We start from the raw sequence: 18,692 nt of genomic DNA, 5'->3' as shown, positions 1-18,692 counted from the left end.
TTCGATGGCAACTGGCGCGAGTGGGACCATGCACACCGACCTGTGGAATTTCGCCATCGGGCTCTATGCCCGGCCTGGCGTAGAGCAAGCCTGCCTGGAACTTCAGGCGCAGGGCGCGGATGTCTGCCTGCTGCTGTGCGCGGCGTGGCTCGACCGACGCGCAGTCGTGCCCAGCGATGAGCGCATCGAGCAATTGCGGCAACTGGCGGGTCCGTGGCAGCGCGACGTGGTGCAACCGTTGAGGTCACTGCGACAGCAATGGCGCGCGCAAGCGACTGCGGACAGCCAACTGGCGGCGTTGCGCGAGCGAATCAAGGGGCTGGAACTGGATGCGGAGCGCCTGCAACTGGAACGTTTACAGGGTATTTGTGCCGGCTGGCCGGACGGGGACAAAGCCCGGCCGGATAGCTGGCTGGCACGGCTGGCGCCGGCCATCTCTCGCCACCACGACGCGCTGCAAGTGCTGCGCGCCGCAGTGGTGACGACTCAGGAAGCCGTCGACGGAGATTGAGTGGTTGCTGCTGGAGCGCTGGCTGGAGCGGGCGCCGCAGGAGCCGGCGACGCTGCCGCTGCTGGTGTAGCGGCAGGGGTAGCGGGCTTGGCGGCAGGTTTCGCTGCTGCTGGCTTGGCAGGAGCCTTGGCGGCGGCGGGTTTGGCTGGCGCTTTGGCAGCAGCCGGTTTGGCTGGCGCCTTGGTGGCCGCTGGCTTGGCTGGAGCCTTCGCGGCTACCGGTTTGGCCGGTGCCTTGGCGGCGACGGGTTTGGCTGCTGGCTTGGCCGGGGCTTTGGCGGCGGCAGGCTTGGCAGGTGCTTTGGCTGCGGCGGGTTTGGCCGCCGGTTTGGCTGGGGCTTTGGCAGCTACCGGCTTGGCAGCAGGTTTGGCCGGCGCCTTGGCAGCAGCGGCTTTCGCGGCTGGCTTGGCTGGGGCTTTGGCCGCTACCGGTTTGGCGGCTGGCTTGGCCGGCGCCTTGGCGGCAGCAGCTTTTGCGGCTGGCTTGGCAGCGGCTTTGGCAGCTACCGGCTTGGCGGCAGGTTTGGCGGCAGGCTTGGCAGCAGCAGGCTTGGCGGCGGGTTTGGCCGGCGCCTTGGCAGCAGCGGCTTTTGCGGCTGGCTTGGCAGCGGTCTTGGCGGCTGGTTTCGCGGCAGGCTTGGCCGGTGCGCGAGTGGACAGTGTCTTGGACACGGCATCACGAACTTTGCCAACACCCTGGGCCAGCTTCAAGCTTTCCTGGACATCACGCTTGAGGCCAGAAATATAAGTGCGGGTTTGCGCTTGACGCTCTTGCAACGAATCGAGCAGTCCTTCCAACTCACTTACTACAGTTTTTGCCTTGTCCTGTGCCTTGGCTTTACCGGCGTTAGCGGCATCCTGAAGTTTGAGGCGAGACTTGTGCAGTTTTTCCTGAGCCTTGCCACGTTGTTTTTCCAACTTGGACAGGAGTTTTTCCGCATCAGCCAGCGCTTGCGAGCAGGCGTTCTCCAAATGCTCGAGCAGGCTGCCCGAGAGTTGTTGTAGCAGGTGCAAAGGCGTATTGACTGGCTTCTTGTTGGCCGACATGGCTTACCTCCTGGCTGACGAAATTGCGGCTCATACTAGACCTGTGCTGCTATCGCCGCTAGGGCATGTTGACCGCAAGGGAGACGCCGCGTTGCATGCCTGGGCAAAGTTGTTATCGCTGCAGCTCGAAAACAAGTGTAGATGCTGTATTTCCGACTGCCGATAATTAACTAATTGCTCCATGCCGACGGCATAATCAACACCGCTCGAAACTCTTCTTCGGTCTTTTCGGAGCCTGCCCGTGCCGCGCTATTTGTTGCTGTCATTAGTCCTCATGCTGCCGCCGGCTTTCGCGGAACAGACCACCCCCGCCACATCGGATCACGACCTCGCCTACAGCCTTGGCGCCAGCCTGGGTGAACGCCTGCGCCAGGAGGTTCCGGGGCTGCAACTCCAGGCGCTGATCGAGGGCCTGCAACAGGCTTATCAGAACAAGCCGCTGGCGCTGAGCCAGGCGCGTATCGATGCCGTCCTCGCCAGGCACGACGAGCAGGCCACTGCCGCCGCCGCGCAATCGCAGGTCGAGCAGGCGCTGGCAGCGGAAAAGCGTTTCATGGCCACCGAGCGCGGCCGCGCCGGTGTGCGTGAACTCAGTGACGGCGTGCTGATGACCGAGCTGCAGGCAGGCAACGGCGCCAAGCCGAAAGCGGGTGGCAGGGTGCAGGTTCGTTATGTAGGGAAATTGCCGGATGGCACAGTGTTCGATCAGAACAACCAACCGCAGTGGTTCAAACTGGGCAGTGTGATCGAAGGCTGGCAAACGGCGTTGCCGGAGATGGCGGCGGGTTCGAAATACCGCTTGGTGATCCCTTCGGCGCAAGCCTACGGAGCGGAGGGTGCGGGCGATTTGATCGCGCCGTACACGCCGCTGGTATTCGAGATTGAATTGCTCAACGTTGCCGACTGACAGGCCGGCAACGTCATCGCAGAAGGATCAGGCCTGAGTGGCGACCTCTTCCTTGTGCGCGGTGTGCAGCACCTCGATCAGGCAGTCTTCCAGTTCGAAGCGCTCGCGCAACTGACCACCGAGCTTGCTCAGCTCTTCGGCGAAACGCTCGGCGTCCTTGCATTCACCTTTGTGGCAATTGTCGTTGAAGGTCAACGCGAGCTGAGTGCTGTCGTTGATGCGCGGGTTGATCTGTTCGGCCAGTTTCAGCCCACCGTCATCGCCAAACGCCTTGGCTTCGCTGACCAGCTGTTCGCAGATTTCGAAGTGCCAGGCGGAAACATAATCCACGAGAATCTCGCAGAAGCGACCATTGGCTTTCTTGTCGGCAAATGCCTGCTTGGCATCGCGCAACTCGCGGAACGCAGTTACCAACTCTCCGCGCTCGTTCAGCCAGCGGTCAATGAGCTTGTGAACCCCACCCCAGCGTTCCTGAGCATTCTGACAACTATCTAACATGGCGGTCTCATCCCTAGTGGGTCGTGCCCCTGCGCCCCGTATCTCAAGGCTGAGATACAAAAAGGAATAACGGCAGAACGGCATTGAGCAGCAGTGTTTTCGGTATGCGTGCAGGGGAGATTATTCCCGCACGCCCTTGGCTTCAAGGTACGCAGGTGACTAGTTTCATACAAGTGTTTAAGCCTGCGACGCATCGCCACCGGTGATTCAAACGACCGGCGGCCCCCTTTCATGACCGCGCCGGGTTGGGCGGGTTCACCTCACGCCAAGGTAACAATCTCGACACCACCATCACGCCGAGCCCGAGAAACGCCAGCAGGCTCAACTCCGGCACACTCAGGTCCATGAAACTCCAGGTGATCGGCACGCATTCGGCCGCCCCCACCAGCATGCCTTGCAACCACTCGATGAGGCTTCCCTGCTCGACCAGATAGTCCATGGACTGCAGGCAAGGCGTGTCGTCGGTAGGAAAAAGCCCTTGCAGCCAAACATGCCGGGTTGCGAGCAGAGCACCCGCAATGGCCAGCGCCAGGCACAGCCAGAGATACCTGCGAGCGACCCGGCGGGACGGGCGATGAATCAGCCCACACAGGCAGACCAGCGAAAACGCCGCCAGCAACAGCCGCTGCCCCTGACACAGCGGACAGGCAATCTGCCCCAGGCCGAACTCGAGGTAGAACGCGCCGCAAAGCACCAGAAAGGAAGCCAGGAAAGCCGGGAGGAAGATTGAACGCAGACAGGCCAGCGGCATGGCAGAACCAAGGCAGGAAAGAGATTGCGCAACGGTAGAGGAAACGCCCCCGTTGTTTCAAGAAGCAACGAAGTAGACAAATCTCTGATTTTGTTAGAACTTTCGCCGAACAGGATAGGAAAAATCCTCAAACCTGCGCAGGAAACTCACACCGTCACCACCGCGGACCAAACCTGCCGTTCAGTCCGCGGCGTCATCACGCCCGCACCGGATCCGGCAGCGGCAACGCCAGGAGGCGTTCGTCGAGCAGGCCCAAGCCTTCCTGGAACAGCGCGTTGCTGCGCTCGTTGTCGCCCAGGCCGGCCAACAGGCGCGCCAGCTCGGCGCAGGTTTCCGGGTTGCGTTGCAGGCGCAGGCTGTCTTCCAGATAGTCGCGGGCTTTGCCCCACAGACGGTTCTGCAAGCTCAGACGGCCCAGGGTCAGCAACAGGCTCGGGTCGTCGGCGTGCGTCTTGAGCCAGCCTTCGGCGGTTTGCAGTTGCCGCGCCGGATCACTGCCACGCACCAGGCCGTAGAGGCGCGCCAGATGGCTTTCGTACTCACGCTTGAGCGCGGTGCGCAACACTTCCTCCGCCGTGCCCTCGGCGCCCAGTTGGCGCAGTTGCTCGGCGTAGGCCAGCACCAGTTGCGGCTCCTGGCGCTGGGCGTTGCTCAGTTGTTGCCAGGCACGCTCCAACGATTGCCGGGCCGCCTGACCATCGTCCTCGCGCTGCACCGCCAGGCTCAGGTTCTCGCCCCAGGCACGACGCTCGAGGTCCGCCAGTTCCTTCGCTGACAACACCTTGTCCTTGCGCAACTCCGGCATCAGCCGAATCAGCGCCGACCAGTCGCCACGCTGTTGATACAGACGCTGTAACTGACGCAGTACCTGCGCGTTGTGCGGATGACGCTCATGCATGGCCTGCAGGGTGACCAACGCAGCCTCGGTATCGCCGCGATCGACCTGTAGCTGTGCGTGTGTCAGAGCAATGGCCAGTTCCGCCTGAGGCTGACGCTCCAGCGCCCGCTCCAGCAGGTTGTCACTGTCTTCGGTACGGCCCAGCTCGTTGGCCGCGCGGGCCGCGCCGAGGTAGTACAGCAGTGGTTGGCGCTCGGCCTCGGCGGCTCGGTGCAGGTGTTTCTGTGCACTGGCCCAGCGACCTTCGGCGAGGTCCATCTGGCCTTGCTCGATAGCGATCCGGGTACGGCGGCTGCGGTTATGCCGCGACCATGGATTGACCAGCCCGGTAGAGGTGAACACCAGACCGATCACCACGCGCAGCAACCACAACGCCAGGATCACAGCCGCCACCAACGCGAGGGTCGCCCACAGGCTCGATTCGTAGCGGAAGGTGTCGTACGCGATCAGGACATAGCCGCTGTGCCGGGCCACGGCGATACCCAACAGGGTGGCGACGACGATCGCCACCACCACCAGCAGGTAGGCGCGCTTCATGGCTTGGCCTCCTGGGTTTTATCTTCGGCGGGCTGGCGCAGTGCCGCTTCCTCGGCCGGCATATGACGCCGCTCGAGGTACGCCTGCACGGCGCTGAGGCTTTCGGCCAGGTCCGGCGTCACCACCGTCACCGGCGCCTTCACCAGAGCGTTGAGCTGGTCGAGCATCAAGCGACCCTGCTCGTTGTCCCGATTGAAGTTGGCCAGCAGCACACCACGGGCCTCATCCAGCGCCTGGGTGTAGACCTTCGCCTCGCCATTGAGCGCGGCCCACTGCGCCTGCTCCAGCGCCAGGCTGAGGGCCAGGCGCACCTGGCTCAGCGCCTGCCCGGCGAGCAGTGGCTTGATGTTCTGATCGGCATTGAAGTCGATGCGGAAGTAGCGGGAGATCTGCTCCCACCATTGCGACCAGCGACTGGCACCATCGCCATCGGCGGTCAGGCCGGACGAGGATTCACCGTCAGCCTTGAACTCCGGCGCCTGCACATTGAGCTGCACCACCTGCTCACGCAGTGCGGCCAGCTTCAGGAACAAGCCGGTGCGGTCCGGCTGCTCCACACTGTTCAGCGCGGCCAGGCTGCGGGCCAGTTGCTCGCGGGCGGCGAACGAAGCGGGATCGCTCTGTTCGCGCAGAATCTGGTCCGCGCCCTCGACCAGCGCGCGGGCGCTGGCGATGTCCTGCAAGGCGGACAGGCGCAAGCTGGCCAGACGCAGCAGGTGCTCCGCCTCGGCCAGGCGCCAGTCCTTGCGGCTGGCGCCGAGCACGGTTTCGAGGCGCTGGCTCAGGCGTTGCTGGTCACCCTGCAGTTGCGCCACCAGACGGCGGCGGTCTTCCAGCTCGCTGGCCGGCGGCAGGCTGCTCAATTGCGCCGTGAGTTGCTGCTCGCGGGCCTGCAGGGCTTCGGTCTGTTCGTTCAGTTGGCGGACCTGGTCAACCTGGACCTGGCTCGACTGCTGCAAGTGACGAACCTGCCACAACCCCCAGCCACCGGCAGCCACACCGGCGGCGCCGAGCAGCAGGGCGAGAATCGCCAGACCATTGCCAGAGCGCCCGGATGACTCGGGCGCGGGTTTCGTCGAAGCCTCGGACGTCGTTTGCAGATCATCGTTGGGCAAGGCTGTTTCGCTCACGTATCCATCCTTTGCATTGGGGCGCGTCGCATCAGCTTAGCGCCTTAGAAAGCGGGTGCAGGGGTTTCCCGCAGCGCCGCCAGCAAAGCCGCGGCACTGGCGCCGCGACAATCCACCACGTTCTGCGCACCGGCCTGGCGGGCGATTTCAGCCACCCGCGGGCTCGGTACGAACAAGGGCAACCGCGCCAGACGCGGCCAATCCTGCGCAGCCAGCGCCCGCAGGTGTTCAAAACCCTGTCCACTGCTGACCACCAGGCCATTCAGGCGTTCCGCCGAAACCCGCTGCGCCAGCGTATTGGCAGGGTAGTTCGGCAAGCCACGGCGGTACAGCGGCAGATAGTCGACATGCGCACCGAGCGCGGTCAACTGCGAGGCCAACAGTTCACGACCGTCTTCGCCGCGCAGGATCAACACGCGCGGCGCCGGACCGGCCAGCGCCGCCTGCAATTGCGGCAAGCGCAACAGGGCTTCGCTGTCATCACCGTTGTCGGGGAAGTGCGCCGTCAGGCCATGGCTTTCGAGCACGCCGGCAGTGCCGGCACCGACACTGAACCAGGCCAGCTCAGGTAACTGCGGCCACTGCCTGGCAAGCAACTCGAGGCCAAGCCGGGCTGCCGGTTTGCTGACCACGATAACCGCGCAGTAGCGATCGAGGTTGTGTATCAGCGCCTGATACTGGTCCGGGACCGTCAGCGGCTCGATTTCCAGCAGGGGCATGCAACTGCCGTATGCACCCGCCTCGGCGAGGGTGGCGGCCAGCGCCGCGCAGTCCTCGGCGGGCCGGGTCAGCAGCAGCCGCCAGCGGGTCACGGGTGACCGGCCTCGCCGTACACCGCCTTGAGGATGTCGCCAGCGCCTTGCGCCAGCAGCGCCTCGGCGACCTGCACGCCCAGCGCCTCGGCCTGCGCACGCGGGGCGCGGGCATCGGCACTGAGCAGCGCGCCGCCACTGGGCTCGCCCACCAGGCCGCGCAGCCACAGTTGCTCGCCTTCAAGCACGGCGTAGCAGGCGATTGGCACCTGGCAGCCACCGTTGAGGTGTTTGTTCAGCGCACGTTCGGCGCTGACGCGGTCGGCGGTGTCAGCGTGATGCAGCGGCGCCAGCAGGGCGTGGATTTCGTGATCGGCACTGCGGCACTCGATGCCCACCGCGCCCTGGCCGCCCGCCGGGAGGCTGTCGTCGATGCTGATGGAGGCGGTGATACGGTCTTCGAAACCAAGGCGGATCAGGCCAGCGGCGGCGAGGATGATCGCGTCGTACTCGCCAGCATCCAGCTTGGCCAGGCGGGTATTGACGTTGCCGCGCAGGAAGCGGATTTCCAGATCAGCCCGGCGCGCCAGCAACTGGGCCTGACGGCGCAGGCTGGAGGTGCCGACGATGCTGCCGGCCGGCAGCACGTCGAGGCTGGAGAAGGTGTTGGAAACGAAGGCGTCGCGTGGGTCTTCGCGCTCGCAGATGCAGAACAGGCCCAGGCCCTCGGGGAAGTCCATCGGCACATCTTTCATCGAATGCACGGCGATGTCGGCTTCCTGCTCGAGCAGCGCGGTTTCCAGCTCCTTGACGAACAGGCCCTTGCCGCCAATTTTCGACAGCGGCGAATCGAGCAGCTTGTCGCCACGGCTGACCATCGGCACCAGGGTCACGATCAGTCCCGGATGGGCCTGTTCCAGACGGGCTTTGACATATTCGGCCTGCCACAGGGCAAGGGCACTTTTGCGAGTGGCAATGCGGATTTCGCGAGTGGACATGGAACGATCCGTAGCAGAAAGATTCGCCGGATAATAACAGCTCCGCCAAAGCCTCTTGCAGATCTATGTCATCTGAAAAGTGACCATCCCTGGCCGCCGAGCCTTCCTGCCCCGCCCTAAAGCTGCTGCATCATTTTGCGCACACCCGCCACATGACGCCGACTGACAATCAACGCATCACCGTTGAGCCCCTTGAGGAACAACTGGAAGTGCCCGAGCGGCGTTCGCTGCAGGCGCTCGATGCGGTCGCGGGCCACCAGCGCGTTGCGGTGGATGCGCACGAAACGATCGCCGAACTCGTCTTCCAGCGCCTTGAGTGGCTCGTCGAGCAAGACCTCACCGCCTTCGTGGCGCAAGGTCACGTATTTGTGGTCGGCGATGAAATAGATCACCTGATCGAGGGGGACCAGTTCGATGCCCTTGCGGGTCCGCGCGCTGATATGGCTGCGCGGGCCGCTGCCGCTTTCGGCGGCAGGGCGGGTGAGGGCCGCCAGTTGCGCGCGGTTAGGCCGGTCGGCCTTGCGCAAGGCGTTGTGCAGGTCTTCGCCCTGCACCGGCTTGAGCACGTAGCCCACGGCGCTGTCCTTGAGCGCCTGCACGGCGAATTCGTCGTCCGTGGTGCAAAACACCACGGCCGGCGGGGATTCGCGCTCGCAAAGACGGGCAGCGACCTGCAGGCCGTCAACACCCGGCATGCGCACGTCGAGCAGGACCACGTCGGGCTTCAGACTGTCGATCAACGCCAGAGCCTCGTCACCATTGGTGGCGCTGGGCTCCAGCACGGTATAGCCCTCCAGGTCGCCGAGCAGCCGGCTCAGGCGTTCGCGGGCTTGGGGTTCGTCATCAACGATCAGGACATTCATATTGCGCTGGATTCCTGCGTGAGTCTCGCACAAGGGTAACGTAGACAGGTGAGGTGACGACCGTCACGGCGATCCACGCTCAGACTCGCACGATGGCTAAAGATTCACTGGTTCGACAGCAAACATGCCGATCCTTTGTCCAACTGTAGACGGTTGCCGGAACACTGCCGTTCAATCGATAAATATCCCGTGCAGCTGCGACACCAACCCGCATTCGTGCCGACTTCCGGGCCTCGTAGCAGCCGGCAACCCTGTTATCATCTGCGGCACTTTTTCCCGTTCACGCCTTCAACGAGCGAATCCATGAGCACTGACAAGACCAACCAGTCCTGGGGCGGCCGCTTCAGTGAGCCCGTCGACGCCTTCGTCGCCCGCTTCACCGCCTCCGTCACCTTCGACCAGCGCCTGTACCGCCACGACATCATGGGTTCGATCGCCCACGCCACGATGCTGGCGAAGGTCGGCGTGCTCACCGACGCCGAACGCGACACCATCATCGACGGCCTGCAGACCATCCAGGGCGAGATCGAGGCCGGTAACTTCGACTGGCGCATCGACCTTGAAGACGTGCACATGAACATCGAAGCGCGTCTGACCGACCGCATCGGCATCACCGGCAAGAAGCTGCACACCGGGCGCAGCCGCAACGACCAGGTGGCCACCGACATCCGCCTGTGGCTGCGTGACGAAATCGACCTGATTCTCGCCGAAATCACCCGCTTGCAGCAGGGTCTGCTGGAGCAGGCCGAGCGCGAAGCGGAAACCGTGATGCCCGGCTTCACCCACCTGCAAACCGCGCAGCCCGTGACCTTCGGCCACCACCTGCTGGCCTGGTTCGAAATGCTCAGCCGCGACTACGAGCGCCTGGTCGACTGCCGCAAGCGCACCAACCGCATGCCGCTGGGCAGCGCCGCGCTGGCCGGCACCACCTACCCGATCGACCGCGAGCTGACCTGCCAGTTGCTGGGCTTCGAAGCCGTTGCCGGCAACTCGCTGGACGGCGTGTCCGACCGCGACTTCGCCATCGAATTCTGCGCCGCCGCCAGCGTGGCGATGATGCACCTGTCGCGTTTCTCGGAAGAGCTGGTGCTGTGGACCAGCGCCCAGTTCCAGTTCATCGATCTGCCGGATCGTTTCTGCACCGGCAGTTCGATCATGCCGCAAAAGAAAAACCCGGACGTTCCAGAGCTGGTTCGCGGCAAGACCGGCCGCGTGTTCGGCGCCCTGACCGGCCTGCTGACCCTGATGAAAGGCCAGCCGCTGGCCTACAACAAGGACAACCAGGAAGACAAGGAACCGCTGTTCGACGCCGCCGACACCTTGCGTGACTCGCTGCGTGCCTTCGCCGACATGATCCCGGCGATCAAGCCGCGTCACGCGGTAATGCGCGAAGCAGCCCTGCGCGGCTTCTCCACGGCGACCGACCTGGCGGACTATCTGGTACGCCGCGGCCTGCCGTTCCGTGATTGCCACGAAATCGTCGGCCATGCAGTTAAATACGGTGTGGAGACCGGCAAGGACCTGGCCGAGATGAGCCTGGACGAACTGCGTCAGTTCAGCGACCAGATCGAGCAGGACGTGTTCGCAGTGCTGACCCTGGAAGGTTCGGTCAACGCTCGTAACCACATTGGTGGTACCGCGCCGGCGCAGGTTCGCGCTGCCGTGGCCCGCGGCCAGGCCTTGCTGGCCAGCCGCTGAGTCAAAGTGGGAGCGAGCTTGCTCGCTCCCACACTGCCCCGCCTTTACTACTGGCTACGCGCCTTGACCACCTGCTCCAGGAAGGTCGGGAACTGCGCCGCTTTGGCTTCATTGATCGCCACCACATGCGGGTTCTGCGCGAACTGCTCCAGCAGTGCGCTGGCCTGCGGGAAGTCTTCCAGCAAGTCCACGCCATGGGCTTTCTTGCCCACCGCACGCGCCAGATCGACGCTGAAGCAGAAGAAGATATCCGCCACCGTCAGGCTCTCACCCGCGACGTAAGGGGTGAACACCCCGTTGCGCTTGAGGGTTGCGATGCCGTTCTGCAATTCGGTCCAGGCCTTTTCCCTGATCGCCTCGGGCACTTCGGCGCCGAAGAAGGTCTGCGGGTAGAAGGCGCGCGCCGGCAGCTCTATATACAGCTCCATCTCCTTGACCAGTTCCCACACCTTGGCGCGGGCGAACGGTTCGCTCGGCAGCAACGCCTTGCCCGGCTGGGTCTGCTCGATGTAATCGAGGATCAGGTCGGTTTCGCTGAGGAAACCGTGCTCGGTCTCCAGCACCGGCACCTTGCCCCTCGGGCTGATTTTCAGCGAGCTCGGCACCTGTCCACCGAAAAACAGCACCTCCTCGAACGGCAGGCCTTTTTCCAGCAGTGCCAGCTTGACCATGTTGTAGTAGTTGCTGACTGCGAATCCATGAAGCTTGAGCATGAAAACAGCCTCCAGGCCGTAAGGGGTTGGCCGGGGTGTTATAGACCCAATGCCCGGTACTGACCAGCATCATCCAAGTAGCAGATACCCCGGCATTGCCGCCAAGGCCGTGGCAAACTGGCTGCCTCATCCCGAGGAGCGCGCCCATGAGCGACCACGATATCGACAACGACGATGAAGAAGCCTTCGCCGAATCGACCCTGACCCAAGCTATCGAAAACCAGATTGAAAGCGGCGAGCCGCCGGCAGCCAAGGCAGCGTTCAACAAGCTGACCCTGGTGGGCTACGAGCGTGAAGACATCCTCAACCTGATGGCCCATGTCCTGGCCATCGAGATCGATGCCATGCTTGAAGATGACCGCGCCTTCAACACCGAATGGTATGAAACCGCGCTGCGCGCCCTGCCCGAACTGCCGCCAGAGAAAGACTGACGCAAAGCCAGGCGAGGCTGACTACACTGCAAAACCAGGCATCCGCAGAGGTGCCGCCCTCCTTTTTCTTGAAGTCCGGAGTATCTATGTCGTTTACCCCCGATTTGGTTGCCGAACTGGAAATCCTCGCGCTGTTCAATCTCGACAGCACCCAGGAAGGACTTAAAGTCCACAACACCGCCGCCCCTCATATCATCGCGGCGGCCAAGCGCCTCTACGAGAAGAGGCTGATCGACCAGCCCGATGGCGGCTACCTCACTCAACTGGGCCACGATGCCGCGGAAGCAGCCCAGCAATTGCTGACCATTCTGAACGTTGCCGAACCGGCCTGACCGCCGCCCTCCCCCGACAAGCCCGCGCTACCGCGGGCTTGCCACGACAGATTCGGCGGCGCCGACAAACGGCGCTGGAAATCTGACGTCAAAAATCAAATAGCGCTTATTCCTACAACGCGACAACGGCTAAACTCGCCCATGCCTTCATGACGGCCGGTTTAAAGCTCGCGATGAATCACCCCCAGGAAATTCGCCCGAACCTCGATCAGGGCATCGATCGAAAAGTCCTCAGCCAGCTGCGCAAGCGCTTCCTGGATCTCAACCAAGGGCGTCTGGCCCGGGCCATGGAAGGACTTTCCAGCCGCCAGCAACAGGTCCTGACCCTGCTGCCGCTGTTCTTCCACGTCAACCATCCGCTGCTGCCCGGCTATGTGTCCGGCACGACGCCTGCCGGCGTGTCCGCCTATGAGCCGACGCCCCTGGCCCTGGCCGATGCCCAGCGCCTGACGCGCTCGTTTTCCTACAAAGCCAAACGCGGCGAACAATGGCTGCCGATCCACGGCCTGTTCCTGATGGGTAGCCTGGGCACGCTGGCCCAGGCCGAACAAAGCGATATGGACATCTGGGTCTGCCACGCCCCGGACCTGGGCGAGGCCGCGGTGGCCGAGCTGCGCAAGAAATGCCAGTTGCTGGAAATCTGGGCCGCCAGCCAGGGCGCCGAAGCGCACCTGTTCATGATCGAACCGCGGCAGTTCATCACCGGCGAGCGCGAAAGCCGCCTCAGTTCCGACGACTGTGGCACCACCCAGCATTACCTGTTGCTGGACGAGTTCTACCGCACCGCCATCTGGCTGGCCGGCCGCACGCCGCTGTGGTGGCTGGTGCCGGTCTACGAAGAAGCCAACTACGCCCGCTACACCGAAACCCTGCTGTCCAAGCGCTTCGTGCCCAGCGACGAAGTGCTCGACCTCGGCAACCTGTCGCACATACCGCCCGGCGAATTCGTCGGCGCCGGCTTGTGGCAGTTGTTCAAGGGCATCGAATCGCCGTACAAATCCGTGCTCAAGCTGCTGCTGACCGAGGTCTACGCCAGCGAGCACCCGGACGTGCGCTGCCTGAGCCTGCACTTCAAGCAGGCGGTGTTCGCCAACGTGCTGGACCTGGACGAACTGGACCCGTACATGATGGTGTACCGGCGCATCGAGCAATACCTGCAACGCCGCGGCGAACACCAGCGCCTGGAACTGGTGCGGCGCAGCCTGTACCTGAAGGTGAACCGCAAGATCAGCCAGCTGGCGCGGCAGCGTTCCAACTGGCAATCCGCGCTGCTGGAGCGCCTGACCCACGAATGGGGCTGGGACGAACGACAACTGGCCCTGCTGGACAGCCGCAGCCAGTGGAAGGTGCGTCAGGTCGCGGCCGAGCGGCGGGTGCTAGTGGCCGAGCTGAACCACAGCTACCGCTTCCTCGATCAGTTCGCCCGCAACCTGGGCGCCACCGCCAGCATCAACCAGCGCGACCTGAACATCCTCGGTCGGCGCCTGTATGCCGCCTTCGAGCGACGTGCCGGCAAGGTCGAGTTCGTCAACCCGGGCGTCGCCCCGGACCTGGCCGAAGACACCCTGACCGTGGTCCAGTCGCCCGACCGCAAGGAGCCCGGGCAAACCCATTGGGGGCTGTACAACGGCAACCTGACCGCCCATGAGTGGGAGCACTTCACGCCGATCAAGCGCAGCCGCGACCTGCTCGACCTGCTGGCCTGGGCCCACCGCAACGGCGTCATCGATAGCTCCACGCGGCTGGCCCTGCACCCGGGCAGCAGTGATTTGAGCGAGTACGAGCTGTTCAACCTGATCGGCAGCCTGCAGCAGAGCGTGGTGCTGCCGCTGAGCACCGTCAGCGATGCGCGCCTGCTGCAACCGAGCGTGGCGGACAACGTGCTGTTGCTGGTGAATGTCGGCGTCGATCCGCTGCGTCATCACCGCGACCTGAACATCCTGATGACCACCGAGCGCACCGACTCGCTGAGCTACGCAGGCGTGCGGGAAAACCTGGTGCTGACCCTCGACCAGATCACCCTCAATAGCTGGAACGAAGTGCAGGTACTGCGCTACGACGGCGAGCATGCATTGCTGCGCTGCCTGCGCGACTACCTCAACAGCCTCGACGATACCCCCGCGCAAGCACGGCACCGGCCGGGCCTGCGGGTGCGCAGCTTCTGCCACAACCGCGCGCTGGCGATTGCCCAACGGGTGGAGGAAGTGTTCACCACCGCTCAGTCGCTCCACGACCAGCACCTCGACTATCGCTACCTGATTCAGGTCCAGCAGCACACCCATGTGCTGGAGCTGTTCGCCAGCGGCGTGAACCTGGTGTCGCTGAACAGTCAGGCGAGTCTGTTCACCTACCTCGGGCAGGAGCAAAACAGCTATAGCCCGCTGGCGCTGGACGGCAACGTGCTGGAAGACCACGACCTGGCGCTGGTCCTGCCGCTGGGGCAGCCGCAGTGCATTCAGGTTTTCTACCGGGTGCAGGACGCTGTGGCAGATGTCTACGTGCTGGATGAGTACAACGTGCTGTGGCAGCAACGCCTGCCGTTTCACGACGACAGCAGCCTGCTGCTGCCGCTGCAGCGCTTCTTGCAGTCGGTGGTGTTCCGGCGCAATGCGCGGTTGCCGATGGACGAGCAACAGGCCCATCCACTGGACATCCTCTATTACCGGTTACTGCCTTCAGGCACAGGCCGCGCCCGCCAGGTCGAACCGTGGCAGGCCCCGGAACTGACGCTGGATCAGCCTTACTACGAGGTTCAGGCGATCATCCAGGCAGCCGCCGACGATGCGCTGCACGTCACGCTGTACTGCAATCAGAAAGAGTTTTCCGAACTGGATCACGGCGACCAGCTCTACACCGTGGTCGCCCGGGAAATCATCGAGCAGCGCCGGGATGCCCAGCGCTATCGTTGCTACATCACCGACCTGGACCTGTCGGACCTGCTCGCCGATGGCCAGGGTTCGAGCATTCTCTACCTGCGCTACAAGCAAGAGCTTGAGCGGTTACTGAACCAGGCACTGGCGGCGGCCTGATCAGAGGTCGAAATCGCCCGCGGCTTCAGGCTGGTATTCGACTTCCAGCAGCTTGAGCTTGAGGGTCTTGCCGCCCGGCGCCGGCCAGTCGATCTGCTCGCCCACCGACAGGCCCAGCAGCGCGCAGCCGATCGGCGCGAGGATCGACACGTTGCCTTCCTTGCCGGCGTCCTTCGGGTAGACCAGCGTCAGGTGGTAGTCCTTGCCGGTCGCTTCCTCGCGGCAGTGCACGCGGGAATTCATGGTCACCACGCCGGCCGGGATTTCCTCGTGACCGACCACCTGCTCGGCACGGTCCAGCTCGCCCTGCAGGGCCAGCACACCCGGAACATCTTCATCGAGACTGTCGATCAGACGCTCGAGACGCTGCACGTCCAATCGGGTGAGGGTGAGGGAGGGCTTGGTGCTCATGATCCGGTAAGACTCCTTTTTGCAGATCGAATAAAGCAAAACCCCGCCCAAGGGCGGGGTTTTGACGGTTCGGCTTCGGCCGATGAGGACTGACACTACCACAGCGGGACAAATTCACAAGAGGCGGCCCTTCGCGAGCAAGCTCGCTCCTACCGGGGGACGGGCACACCTCTGGGAGCTGGCTCGCCAGCGATGAGGCCACCCAAAACACCCCGGTTCAGGCGCTCGCCATCAACCGCCGCTCACCCGCCTGCGCACAAATCTCGCGCCGCCGCTGGTCATCTGCCGAGCGCCACTCGCGAATGTCCTCGACATGCCGGAAACAGCCAATGCACACCCGCGCCTCGTCGAGACGGCAGGTGCTGATGCAGGGTGACGGGACGGCCGGGCTGACATTGCTGTACAGCGGCTTGGCCGGTCTGACGGCGGTGGTCATCTCAGATCTCTTCGAAATCGAGTTTTTCGCCGGCGCGCTCCCAGACGATGCGCTCCAGCATCTCGCCCAGCAGTTCCTCGGTCTTCTCGCACGTCCACTTGCCGCTTTCTTCGTCGAAGTCGAAGTGGAAACCGCCGGAACGGTCCGCCAGCCACAGTTGGCGCAGGGGCTCCTGGCGGCTGAAGATCAACTGGCTGCCGTTGTCGAACTTGACGGTCAGCACGCCGGCCGAATTTTCCATGTCCAGGTCCATGCCGCTTTCATCGAACAGGTCTTCCAGTGCCTGTTGGGTGGCGTCTACCAGATCGTGAAAACGCGCTTCGCTCAAACTCATTGCAAGAACCTCGAAAATGTCTGCTCAACACGCAAGCCGGGCAAGATACGAGCGCAGCGCTTCGAATGCAAAGACAAACGCGCCGCGCCCGCTGCACCGCCCGACGGCGGACCGGCCACATAGGCAAGGCGTCGGGCGCTCGGTATACTCCGGCGCAATACTGCTTAAATTAAAGGATTTCGCCATGAAGCGCCTGATTTCCTCCCTCGCGGCGCTCGTCGCGGTTGCCTGCCTCGTCTCCGCCTGTGGTCAAAAAGGCCCCCTGTACCTGCCGGAAGACGGCAAGGACGGCAAGAAGTCGCAATCGCACCAGCACCAGTAAGGGGCACCGATGGACGCTTTCAACTACCGCGACGGCGCGCTGTTCGCGGAAGGCGTAGCGCTGTCGGCGATTGCCGAGCGCTTCGGCACCCCGACCTACGTCTACTCCCGGGCCCATATCGAAGCCCAGTACCGCAGCTACGCCGATGCCCTGCAGGGCATGTCGCACCTGGTCTGCTTCGCTGTAAAAGCCAACTCCAACCTCGGCGTGCTGAACGTCCTGGCGCGCCTCGGCGCAGGCTTCGACATCGTTTCCGGCGGTGAGCTGGAGCGGGTTCTGGCTGCGGGCGGACGGGCCGACCGCGTGGTCTTCTCCGGTGTCGGCAAGACCCGTGAAGACATGCGCCGCGCCCTCGAAGTCGGCGTGCACTGCTTCAACGTCGAGTCGACCGAGGAGCTGGAGCGCCTGCAGGTGGTCGCCGCCGAGATGGGCCTGCGCGCCCCTGTCTCGCTGCGCGTCAACCCGGACGTCGATGCCGGCACCCACCCGTACATCTCCACCGGCCTGAAAGAAAACAAGTTCGGCATCGCCATCGCCGATGCCGAAGATGTCTACATTCGCGCCGCGCAGTTGCCCAACCTGGAAGTGGTCGGTGTCGATTGCCATATCGGTTCGCAACTCACCTCCCTCGATCCTTTCCTCGATGCGCTCGACCGCCTGCTGGCGCTGGTCGACCGCCTCGGCGAGTGCGGCATTCTGCTGCGCCACCTGGATCTGGGCGGCGGTCTTGGCGTGCGTTACCGCGATGAGGCGCCGCCACTGGCCGGCGACTACATCAAAGCCGTGCGCGAACGCCTCGGCGACCGCGACCTGGCACTGGTCTTCGAGCCGGGCCGGCATATCGTCGCCAACGCCGGCGTGCTGCTGACCAAGGTCGAGTACCTCAAGCACACCGAACACAAGGACTTCGCCATCGTCGATGCGGCGATGAACGACCTGATCCGCCCGGCGCTGTACCAGGCCTGGATGGACGTCAGCGCCGTACAGCCGCGCCAGGGCGAGCCGCGCACCTACGATGTGGTCGGGCCGATCTGCGAGACCGGCGACTTCCTCGCCAAGGACCGCTCCCTGAACCTGGCCGAAGGCGATCTGCTGGCCGTTCGTTCGGCGGGCGCCTATGGTTTCGTCATGAGCTCCAACTACAACACCCGTGGCCGCAGCGCCGAAGTGCTGGTCGATGGCGACCAGGCATTCGAAGTGCGCCGCCGCGAGACCGTAGCCGAGCTGTTCGCCGGCGAAAGCCTGCTGCCGGAGTGACCCGATGCTTTTGCGTTTTACCAAGATGCACGGCCTGGGCAATGACTTCATGGTCCTCGACCTGGTCAGCCAGCACGCGCACATCCTGCCCAAGCACGCCAAACAGTGGGGCGACCGCCATACCGGGATCGGCTTCGACCAGTTACTGATCGTCGAGGCGCCGAGCAACCCGGAGGTGGACTTCCGTTACCGGATCTTCAACGCCGACGGTTCCGAGGTCGAGCAGTGCGGCAACGGTGCGCGCTGCTTCGCCCGCTTCGTGCTGGACAAGCGCCTGACCGCGAAGAAGACCATCCGCGTCGAAACCAAGAGCGGCATCATCGAGCTGGACGTGCGTAACGACGGCCAGATCTGCGTCGACATGGGCCCGCCTCGGCTGGTCCCGGCGGACATCCCGTTCCAGGCACCGAGCCAGGCGCTGAGCTACCCGCTGGAAGTTGGCGGGCAGACGGTCGAACTGGCCGCCGTATCGATGGGCAACCCCCACGCCGTACTGCGGGTCGATGACATCAACGCGGCGCCGGTCCACGACCTGGGCCCGCAGATCGAAAACCACCCACGCTTCCCGCAGCGGGTGAACGTCGGTTTCCTCCAGGTCATCGACCGCCATCGCGCGCAACTGCGCGTCTGGGAACGTGGCGCCGGGGAAACCCAGGCCTGCGGCACCGGCGCCTGCGCCGCCGCGGTGGCGGCCATCAGCCAGGGCTGGATGGATTCGCCGCTGCTGATCGACCTGCCCGGCGGACGCTTGTCCATCGAGTGGAACGGTCCCGGCCAGTCGGTCATGATGACCGGCCCGGCAGTTCGGGTGTATGAAGGACAGGTTCGTCTATGAGTG

At 63.9% G+C, this 18,692-nt stretch carries 20 protein-coding genes and 2 pseudogenes; 9 read left to right on the top strand and 13 right to left on the bottom strand.

The features are described 5' to 3' along the window. The first annotated feature begins 28 nt into the window (after positions 1–28). Positions 29–511: a TIGR02444 family protein gene (locus NTD88_RS00255; protein WP_262153630.1), complete on the top strand. Its 483-nt coding sequence runs from the start codon at positions 29–31 to the stop codon at positions 509–511. Here NTD88_RS00255 and NTD88_RS00250 read toward each other — a convergent pair. After that, the gene (locus NTD88_RS00250) at positions 487–1,557 is read right to left on the bottom strand and encodes an AlgP family protein (protein WP_262153629.1); all 1,071 of its coding nucleotides are present in this window, start codon (positions 1,555–1,557) and stop codon (positions 487–489) included. The genes NTD88_RS00255 and NTD88_RS00250 overlap by 25 nt on opposite strands. Positions 1,558–1,798: 241 nt before the next feature. On the opposite strand from NTD88_RS00250, the gene NTD88_RS00245 reads away from it, so the two are divergent. Continuing rightward, positions 1,799–2,464 carry an FKBP-type peptidyl-prolyl cis-trans isomerase gene (locus NTD88_RS00245; protein WP_262153628.1) on the top strand — a complete coding sequence of 222 codons (666 nt, stop codon included), beginning with the start codon at positions 1,799–1,801 and terminating at the stop codon, positions 2,462–2,464. Positions 2,465–2,491: 27 nt separating this feature from the next. Here the strand turns inward: NTD88_RS00245 and rsd are convergent, their stop codons facing one another. The 8 genes and pseudogenes from rsd to NTD88_RS00205 form a co-directional block, all read right to left on the bottom strand. Further along, complete coding sequence (rsd, locus tag NTD88_RS00240; protein WP_095156461.1) at positions 2,492–2,962, bottom strand: sigma D regulator; 471 nt, start codon at positions 2,960–2,962, stop codon at positions 2,492–2,494. Between the two features lie 229 nt (positions 2,963–3,191). Beyond that, positions 3,192–3,713: a disulfide bond formation protein B gene (locus tag NTD88_RS00235; protein WP_095156462.1), complete on the bottom strand. Its 522-nt coding sequence runs from the start codon at positions 3,711–3,713 to the stop codon at positions 3,192–3,194. Between the two features lie 196 nt (positions 3,714–3,909). Then, on the bottom strand, positions 3,910–5,148 hold the full coding sequence (locus tag NTD88_RS00230) for a heme biosynthesis protein HemY (RefSeq protein WP_095156463.1): 1,239 nt from the start codon (positions 5,146–5,148) through the stop codon (positions 3,910–3,912). Continuing rightward, positions 5,145–6,278, bottom strand: coding sequence for a uroporphyrinogen-III C-methyltransferase (locus NTD88_RS00225; RefSeq protein WP_095156464.1), 1,134 nt, complete (start codon positions 6,276–6,278; stop codon positions 5,145–5,147). The genes NTD88_RS00230 and NTD88_RS00225 overlap by 4 nt, the downstream gene beginning before the upstream one ends. A gap of 44 nt (positions 6,279–6,322) precedes the next feature. Continuing rightward, positions 6,323–7,090 (bottom strand): uroporphyrinogen-III synthase, encoded by a 768-nt coding sequence (locus tag NTD88_RS00220; protein ID WP_262153627.1) that lies wholly within the window; start codon positions 7,088–7,090, stop codon positions 6,323–6,325. Then, the gene (gene hemC, locus NTD88_RS00215; protein ID WP_262153626.1) at positions 7,087–8,028 is read right to left on the bottom strand and encodes a hydroxymethylbilane synthase; all 942 of its coding nucleotides are present in this window, start codon (positions 8,026–8,028) and stop codon (positions 7,087–7,089) included. Before hemC ends, NTD88_RS00220 begins: the two co-directional genes overlap by 4 nt. A 116-nt stretch (positions 8,029–8,144) precedes the next feature. Next, positions 8,145–8,891, bottom strand: a complete 747-nt coding sequence (locus tag NTD88_RS00210; protein WP_095156467.1) for a LytR/AlgR family response regulator transcription factor — start codon at positions 8,889–8,891, stop codon at positions 8,145–8,147. Then, positions 8,888–8,995, bottom strand: a pseudogene (locus NTD88_RS00205) (sensor histidine kinase); the annotation flags it as partial. The gene NTD88_RS00210 and the pseudogene NTD88_RS00205, both read right to left, overlap by 4 nt. Positions 8,996–9,194: 199 nt before the next feature. Between NTD88_RS00205 and argH the strand changes: the two are divergent. After that, complete coding sequence (gene argH / locus NTD88_RS00200) at positions 9,195–10,589, top strand: argininosuccinate lyase (RefSeq protein WP_175652589.1); 1,395 nt, start codon at positions 9,195–9,197, stop codon at positions 10,587–10,589. Positions 10,590–10,636: 47 nt separating this feature from the next. Here the strand turns inward: argH and NTD88_RS00195 are convergent, their stop codons facing one another. Continuing rightward, positions 10,637–11,302, bottom strand: a complete 666-nt coding sequence (locus NTD88_RS00195) for a glutathione S-transferase family protein (protein WP_175652588.1) — start codon at positions 11,300–11,302, stop codon at positions 10,637–10,639. Positions 11,303–11,448: 146 nt separating this feature from the next. On the opposite strand from NTD88_RS00195, the gene NTD88_RS00190 reads away from it, so the two are divergent. The 3 genes from NTD88_RS00190 to NTD88_RS00180 all read left to right on the top strand — a co-directional run bounded on the left by NTD88_RS00190 (position 11,449) and on the right by NTD88_RS00180 (position 15,094). Then, positions 11,449–11,733 carry a hypothetical protein gene (locus tag NTD88_RS00190; RefSeq protein ID WP_095156470.1) on the top strand — a complete coding sequence of 95 codons (285 nt, stop codon included), beginning with the start codon at positions 11,449–11,451 and terminating at the stop codon, positions 11,731–11,733. A gap of 86 nt (positions 11,734–11,819) precedes the next feature. Then, positions 11,820–12,065 (top strand): TIGR02647 family protein, encoded by a 246-nt coding sequence (locus NTD88_RS00185; RefSeq protein WP_095156471.1) that lies wholly within the window; start codon positions 11,820–11,822, stop codon positions 12,063–12,065. Between the two features lie 173 nt (positions 12,066–12,238). Further along, positions 12,239–15,094: a class I adenylate cyclase gene (locus NTD88_RS00180; RefSeq protein WP_262130990.1), complete on the top strand. Its 2,856-nt coding sequence runs from the start codon at positions 12,239–12,241 to the stop codon at positions 15,092–15,094. On the opposite strand, the gene rnk is transcribed toward NTD88_RS00180, so the two are convergent. The 3 genes from rnk to cyaY form a co-directional block, all read right to left on the bottom strand. Further along, positions 15,095–15,505, bottom strand: a complete 411-nt coding sequence (gene rnk, locus NTD88_RS00175) for a nucleoside diphosphate kinase regulator (protein WP_095156473.1) — start codon at positions 15,503–15,505, stop codon at positions 15,095–15,097. Between the two features lie 217 nt (positions 15,506–15,722). After that, positions 15,723–15,941, bottom strand: a complete 219-nt coding sequence (locus tag NTD88_RS00170) for a DUF1289 domain-containing protein (RefSeq protein ID WP_095156474.1) — start codon at positions 15,939–15,941, stop codon at positions 15,723–15,725. Between the two features lies 1 nt (position 15,942). Beyond that, on the bottom strand, positions 15,943–16,275 hold the full coding sequence (gene cyaY / locus NTD88_RS00165; RefSeq protein ID WP_095156475.1) for an iron donor protein CyaY: 333 nt from the start codon (positions 16,273–16,275) through the stop codon (positions 15,943–15,945). A 184-nt stretch (positions 16,276–16,459) separates the two neighbouring features. On the opposite strand from cyaY, the pseudogene lptM reads away from it, so the two are divergent. The 3 genes and pseudogenes from lptM to dapF form a co-directional block, all read left to right on the top strand. Further along, a pseudogene (gene lptM / locus NTD88_RS00160) lies at positions 16,460–16,594 on the top strand (LPS translocon maturation chaperone LptM); the annotation flags it as partial. 12 nt (positions 16,595–16,606) lie between these two features. Further along, entirely contained in the window at positions 16,607–17,854 is a 1,248-nt protein-coding gene (gene lysA / locus NTD88_RS00155) for a diaminopimelate decarboxylase (protein WP_175652583.1), read from the top strand. A gap of 4 nt (positions 17,855–17,858) precedes the next feature. Next, the gene (gene dapF, locus NTD88_RS00150; RefSeq protein WP_095156478.1) at positions 17,859–18,689 is read left to right on the top strand and encodes a diaminopimelate epimerase; all 831 of its coding nucleotides are present in this window, start codon (positions 17,859–17,861) and stop codon (positions 18,687–18,689) included. The last annotated feature ends 3 nt before the right edge of the window (positions 18,690–18,692 follow it).

This window comes from Pseudomonas sp. 20P_3.2_Bac5 (assembly GCF_025466035.1).
Classification (GTDB): domain Bacteria; phylum Pseudomonadota; class Gammaproteobacteria; order Pseudomonadales; family Pseudomonadaceae; genus Aquipseudomonas.
Note: the sequence above shows the minus strand (reverse complement) of the source record. Positions and strands in the feature narration are given on the sequence as shown.